Origin of the sequence: Streptomyces eurocidicus (assembly GCF_002891295.1) — a bacterium.
GTDB lineage: Bacteria > Actinomycetota > Actinomycetes > Streptomycetales > Streptomycetaceae > Streptomyces > Streptomyces eurocidicus.
The window spans coordinates 204858-211094 of the sequence record NZ_LGUI01000014.1 but is presented as its reverse complement, the minus strand read 5'-3'; the positions used below and the strand labels follow the sequence as shown (position 1 = coordinate 211094).

Annotated in this window: 4 protein-coding genes, 1 rRNA gene and 1 pseudogene; 4 read left to right on the top strand and 2 right to left on the bottom strand. The window is 73.8% G+C overall.

Annotated elements, in window-relative coordinates; translation table 11 throughout:
• Positions 1–2 precede the first annotated feature (2 nt).
• From rrf to AF335_RS32975, 3 genes and pseudogenes are all read left to right on the top strand, one after another.
• Positions 3–119, top strand: a 5S ribosomal RNA gene (rrf, locus tag AF335_RS32985).
• Between the two features lie 544 nt (positions 120–663).
• Positions 664–1602, top strand: a pseudogene (locus AF335_RS36830) (hypothetical protein); the annotation flags it as partial.
• Positions 1603–1623: 21 nt separating this feature from the next.
• A complete protein-coding gene (locus AF335_RS32975; RefSeq protein WP_244927229.1) occupies positions 1624–2556 on the top strand; it encodes a tetratricopeptide repeat protein in 933 nt (310 codons plus the stop codon).
• A gap of 75 nt (positions 2557–2631) precedes the next feature.
• Here the strand turns inward: AF335_RS32975 and AF335_RS32970 are convergent, their stop codons facing one another.
• Positions 2632–3930 carry a DUF1015 family protein gene (locus tag AF335_RS32970; RefSeq protein ID WP_102922091.1) on the bottom strand — a complete coding sequence of 433 codons (1299 nt, stop codon included), beginning with the start codon at positions 3928–3930 and terminating at the stop codon, positions 2632–2634.
• 75 nt (positions 3931–4005) lie between these two features.
• Here AF335_RS32970 and AF335_RS32965 point away from each other — a divergent pair, with 75 nt between their 5' ends.
• Positions 4006–5037 (top strand): HAD hydrolase-like protein, encoded by a 1032-nt coding sequence (locus AF335_RS32965; protein WP_102922114.1) that lies wholly within the window; start codon positions 4006–4008, stop codon positions 5035–5037.
• 295 nt (positions 5038–5332) lie between these two features.
• On the opposite strand, the gene AF335_RS32960 is transcribed toward AF335_RS32965, so the two are convergent.
• On the bottom strand, positions 5333–6205 hold the full coding sequence (locus tag AF335_RS32960) for a siderophore-interacting protein (RefSeq protein WP_102922090.1): 873 nt from the start codon (positions 6203–6205) through the stop codon (positions 5333–5335).
• Positions 6206–6237: the final 32 nt, after the last annotated feature.

Here is a 6237-nt window from a genome sequence, read left to right as displayed (position 1 = left end):
GTTTCGGTGGTCATAGCGTTAGGGAAACGCCCGGTTACATTCCGAACCCGGAAGCTAAGCCTTTCAGCGCCGATGGTACTGCATGGGGGACCGTGTGGGAGAGTAGGACGCCGCCGAACAATCTTTCAAGGACCCCTGGTCCCAGCGTTCACGCTGGGACCAGGGGTCCTTTTGTATTTCTGCTTGTTTTTGCCGAAGCGCGCCGGTCAGCCGGTTGCGCGAGAATGACTGCGGTACCCGAAGACAGGAGTCACCTCGATGTCCACCAACTCTCCCGACGATCGATCGGGCGGCGAGCGCCACGGAGGCCCTCGCGGGCCGCGCCGCGACGACTCGCGTGGCGGCTTCCGTCGCGATGACCGTCCGGCCTTCCGTCGCGACGACCGTGACGACCGTGGTGGCGACCGTCCCCGTGGCCCGCGCCGCGAGGACGACCGTGGCGGCCGCCCCGCCGGCGGTGGCTACGGCCAGCGCCGTGACAACGACCGTGGTGGCCGTCCGGGTGGCTTCGAGCGCCGTGACGACCGTGGCGGCCGTCCCTCCGGTGGCGGCTACGGCGGTCCCCGCCGTGACGACGACCGCGGTGGCTTCCGTCGTGACGACCGTCGTGATGACCGTGGCCCGCGCCGTGATGACGACCGTGGTGGCCGTCCGGGTGGCTTCGAGCGTCGCGACGACCGTGGCGGCCGTCCCTCCGGTGGCGGCTACGGCGGCCCGCGTCGTGACGACGACCGCGGTGGCTTCCGCCGCGACGACCGCCGTGACGACCGTGGCGGGTTCCGCCGTGACGACCGTGCCCCGCGGCGCGAGGACGACCGTGGCGGCCGTCCCGCCGGCGGTGGCTACGGCCAGCGTCGTGACGACGACCGTGGTGGCTTCCGTCGCGACGACCGTCCGTCCTTCCGTCGTGACGACCGTCGTGATGACCGTGGCCCGCGCCGTGATGACGACCGTGGTGGCCGTCCGGGTGGCTTCGAGCGCCGTGACGACCGTGGCGGCCGTCCCTCCGGCGGCTTCGGCGGCCCGCGTCGCGACGACGACCGCGGTGGCTTCCGCCGCGATGACCGCCGCGATGAGCGTCCGTCCTTCCGCCGTGACGACCGCCGTGATGACCGCGCCCCGCGTCGCGATGACGAGCGTGGTGGCTTCCGCCGCGACGACCGTCCGTCCTTCCCCCGTGACGACCGCGCCCCGCGCCGTGACGACGACCGTGGCGGTTTCCGCCGTGACGACCGTCGCGACGAGCGTCCGTCCTTCCGCCGCGACGACCGCGCGCCCCGCCGTGACGACGACCGTGGTGGCTTCCGCCGCGACGACCGCCGTGACGAGCGTCCGTCCTTCCGCCGTGACGACCGTCGTGATGACCGTGGCCCGCGCCGTGATGACGACCGTGGTGGCCGTCCGGGCGGCTTCGAGCGTCGCGACGACCGCGGCCCCCGTCGTGATGACGACCGCGGTGGCTTCCGCGGCGGCCGCGACGACCGCGGTGGCCGTCCCTCCGGTGGCGGCTACGGCCGTCGTGACGACCGGCACGGTGGCGCCCCCCGCGGCGGCCGTGACGACCGTTCCGGTGGCTACGGGCGCCGTGACGACCGCGACCGTGACCGCAGCGACCGCGAGCCGGTGAAGCGTCTGCCGATCCCGGACGACGTGACCGGCGAGGAGATCGACGCGGACGTCCGGCAGGAGCTCATGAGCCTGCCGAAGGGCCTCGCCGAGGAGGTCGCCCGCAACCTCGTCATGGTGGCCAACCTGCTGGACGAGGAGCCCGAGGAGGCGTACGCCTACTCGCGCATCGCCCTGCGGCTCGCCTCCCGCGTCGCCGCCGTGCGCGAGGCCGCCGGCTTCGCCGCGTACGCCACCGCCCGCTACACCGAGGCGCTCGCGGAGTTCCGCGCCGCGCGCCGGATGACCGGCTCCGTCGAGCTGTGGCCCGTCATGGCCGACTGCGAGCGCGGCATGGGCCGCCCGGAGCGCGCCCTGGCCATGGCCGGCGAGCCCGAGGTGAACAAGCTCGACAAGGCCGGCCAGGTCGAGATGCGTCTCGTCGCCGCCGGTGCCCGCAAGGACATGGGCCAGGCCGAGGCCGCCGTCGTCACCCTGCAGAGCCCCGAGCTCGCGTCCAACTCGGTCCAGCCGTGGACCGCGCGCCTGCGGTACGCCTACGCCGACGCGCTGCTGGAGGTCGGCCGCAAGGACGAGGCCCGCGAGTGGTTCGCCAAGGCCCTCGAGTCGGACCAGGGCGGCATGACGAACGCCTCGGACCGTCTCGCGGAGCTCGACGGCGTGGAGTTCACGGACGCCATGACCACCGAGGCCGAGGCCGAGCCGGAGACCGAGGCCCCGATCGTGGTCGAGGCTGAGGTCGAGGCCGTGGTCGAGACCGCCGACGCCGGCGAGGAGGTCACGGAGGAGAACGCCCCCGAGGCCGCCGCCGAGCCCGTCGTCGAGACCGTGGAGACCGCCGCCGTCGAGGTCCCGCAGTTCGTGGAGCCCGTCGTCGCCGAGAAGGCCGCCGACGAGGCCGCCGAGGAGAAGCCCGCCGAGGGCAAGTAGTCGGCAGTTAACTTAAAGACCCCTCTCACCTGCGGAAACGCGGTGGGAGGGGTCTTTTTGCGTCTCTTGCGCCGGTCAGTCCAGGGCCAGGCTCCGCAGGACCAGGCCGGTGGCCGGCTTGGGGCCGAAGGACGTCGACTTGCGCGGCATCGTGACGCCCTGCTCCGCGAGTTCCCGTACGACGTCCTCGCACACCGGGTGCATCAGGACCGCCGTGCCGCCGTGCCGCTCGGCCTGCTGGACCGCCGCCGCGGTCTCGTGGATGTACCCGATGTGCTCGGGGTCGTCCGGCACGTGCCAGAGGTGCTCCAGCAGGACGGAGTGCAGGACCGTCGCGTCCAGCGTGCGCCACGCCTCCGGCCGGTCCGCCGGGACCACGCGGTCGAGGAGGGCCGGGTCCGGGCGGTCGACGAGGTGGAAGCGGCCGTCGCCCGCGAGGACGAAGGCGTTCCCGGGCTCCCCGGCCGCCTCCGCCAGCGCGTCCAGGGCCTGCGGCAACGGCCCGTCGAGGGTCCGTACCCGGAACGCGCCGCCGAGGGCCGCGAGCGCGTCGGCGACCGGGAAGCGGTGCAGGAGGCGGTGGATCGCCCGGACGCGCAGCGGGTAGCGGGCGGTGTCCACGAGGAGGACCAGGCCGAAGTCCCAGGGGCCGGGGGCCGGTTGCTCGGCGCGCAGCCGCTGGTAGGTGGCCCAGCGGTGGTGCCCGTCGGCGATCAGGGCCCGCTGCCGGGAGAGGTCCTCGTCGATCACGCGGAGCTCGTCCGGGTCCGTGACGGACCACAGGCGGTGGGCATAGCCGTCCTCCGTGGTCGTGAAGAGCAGCGGTTCCCGCTCGATGACGCGGTCGATGACGCCCGCCGCACCCTCCGGGCCGCCGGTGCCGCGGTACGAGAACAGCAGCGGTTCGAGGTTGGCGCCCGTGCCCCGCATCAGGGCGGCGCGGTCCTCGATGATGTGCGGCATGACGTCCTCGTGGGGGAGGACGGCGCCCTCCTCGCGCGGCGTGAGACGCAGGGCGCCGATGATGCCGCGCTGCAGGATGCCGTCGCCGCGCTGCTCGTAGACGTACAGCGCCGGCTCGGGGTCGGGCGCCAGGACCTCCTCCTCCTGCCAGCGGCGCAGCGTGTCGGCCGCCTGCCGGTGGCGGTCGGCGGCCGTGGCGGCCTGCGGGAGGATCAGCCGGACGATGTTGTGCGGATCGGCCGTCTCCAGATGGCGCAGGCCGTCGGGCCGCACGACGACGTCGTACGGTGGGGAGGTGACGGCGGCGAGGCTGCCGACCCGCTCCGGGACGTAGCGCAGCCCTCGGAAGGGGGCGAGTCGGAGTCCTTGCCCTGCATTCCCTGCGAATCGTGCCTGTCCTGGAGTGCTCATTGGGAAATGTTATGTCTCACGGCCCGATGAGCAATGATCGCGGAAGAGACGTACAGCACAAGGAGCGAGCCGAACATGAACCAGACCGCCCGGACCCGGCCCGAGGGCAGTGAGCGCCCGCTGAGCACGGCCTACGACACGGCGCTCCTCGACCTCGACGGCGTGGTCTACGCGGGCGGCGAGGCCATCGCGCACGCGGTCGACTCGCTGGGCGCGGCGCGGGACGGCGGCATGCACCTCGCGTACGTCACGAACAACGCCGCCCGCACCCCGGACACGGTCGCCGGGCACCTGACGCGGCTCGGGGTGCCCGCCGAGCCGTCCGACGTGATCACCTCGGCGCAGGCGGTGGCCCGGCTGATCGCCGATCAGCTCCCCGCCGGGTCGCGGGTGCTGGTCATCGGCGCGGAGGGGCTGCGGGTGGCCCTGCGGGAGCGCGGGCTGGTGCCGGTGGACTCCGCGGACGACGACCCGGCGGCGGTGGCGCAGGGTTATGGCGGGCCGGACATGCCGTGGTCGCGGCTGGCGGAGGCGTCGTACGCGGTGGCGCGGGGCGTGCCGTGGTTCGCGTCCAACACGGACCTGACGATCCCGAGCGCACGGGGGATCGCGCCGGGCAACGGCGCGGCGGTGCAGGTCGTACGGATAGCGACCGGTGCGGAGCCGCAGGTCGCGGGGAAGCCGCTGCCCCCGATGCACCGCGAGACCGTGCTGCGCACGGGTGCCGAGCGGCCGCTCGTCGTGGGGGACCGGCTCGACACGGACATCGAGGGCGCGTACGTGGGCGGCGTGGACTCGCTGCTCGTCCTGACCGGTGTCACGACGGCGGCGCAGCTGCTCGCGGCGGAGCCGAAGTATCGGCCGACGTATGTGGCGGAGGATCTGCGGGGGTTGTTGGCGGGGCAGCCGGCCGTCTCGGGGGACCTTGCTTCGGGGTTCCGGTGCGGGGGGTGGACCGCGGTGGTTCGTGACGGCGTTGTGGTGCTTGAGGGGGAGGGGGAGAGGGCGGATGCGTTGCGGGCGTTGTGCGGCGTTGCGTGGACCTCGGCCGGGGACGGGGTCTGTGGGCTGGACGTGAGGGGGGCGTTGGCTCGGCTCGGGTGGTAGAGGTTGGACGGGGCGGGGTGCCGCTGCGCGGGGCTTTTCCCCAGCCCCGCCCCTTCCCGATACCGGGGCTCCGCCCCGGATCCCGGTCCTCAAACTCCCCCAGCTACCGCTGGGAGGTGCCCCCGGACGGGCTGAAATCAGCCCGTCCGGCGCTTGAGGACACCGCGCGGAGCGCGGAAAAGGGGGCCCGGGGGCGAAGCCCCCGCCACGCGGCGGAGCCGCACATCGGATGCAGCGGGAAGGGGCGGGTAGGGGACAAAGCCCCGCGCAGCGGCACCCCACCGCACCCGCCCCCTCAGGCCAGCTCCGCCAGCAAGTCCTCCTCCGACGCCCCCCGGCGCCAGTACCCCGTGAACGTCACCGCCCGCCGGTCGAGGCCGCGTTCGCCCACCAGATGGCGGCGGAGGGCGCGGACGCCGCTCGCCTCGCCCGCGATCCAGGCGTAGGGGGACCCGGCCGGGAACTCCGCGGCGCGGACCGCGTCCAGTACCGGGGTGGCCGACGCCCCGCCGCGGATCAGCCAGGTGATGTCCGCGTCGGCCTCCGTCGGGAGGTCCTGGATGTCGTCCGTGTGCGGGACCTCTATCCAGACCTTGGCCCGGCTGCCGGCCGGGAGCCAGGACAGGGTGGCGGCCACCGCGGGGAGCGCCGTCTCGTCGGCGGTGATGAGCGTCCAGTCGGTGCCCGCGGGCGGCTGGAAGTCGACGCCGCCGTTCTCCTCGACGACGGGGCACAGCACGGTGACGCGGTCGCCCGGGCGGGCCGCCTGGGCCCAGTTGGTGGCCGGGCCGCCGTGGCCGTTCGCGTCGGTGTGGACCGCGAAGTCGACGTCCATCTCCTCCGGTCCGTCCGGGCCGTGCCGCAGCGCCCGCACGGTGTACGTGCGGATGTAGGCCCGTACGGCGGGGTCCATGGCCCGCCACTCCGTCCACCAGTTCTCGTCGCGGGCCTCGGGGAGCACCGGGGCGTCCTGTCCCGCCTGCGGCAGGAACAGCTTGAAGCGCTGGTCGCGGCCGCCGCTGACGATGTCGCGCAGGTCCTCGGCGCCGAAGGTGATTCGCACCATCGCGGGGCTGAGCCGTTCGGCGCGCAGGACGTGGAGATCGAAGAAGCGGTACGGCAGGGCGGGCGCGGCGGCCTTGGCGGGCCGTTCGGTCCGGACGGACATGGCGGGGTTCCTCTCGGTCGTCGGCCGGGTGT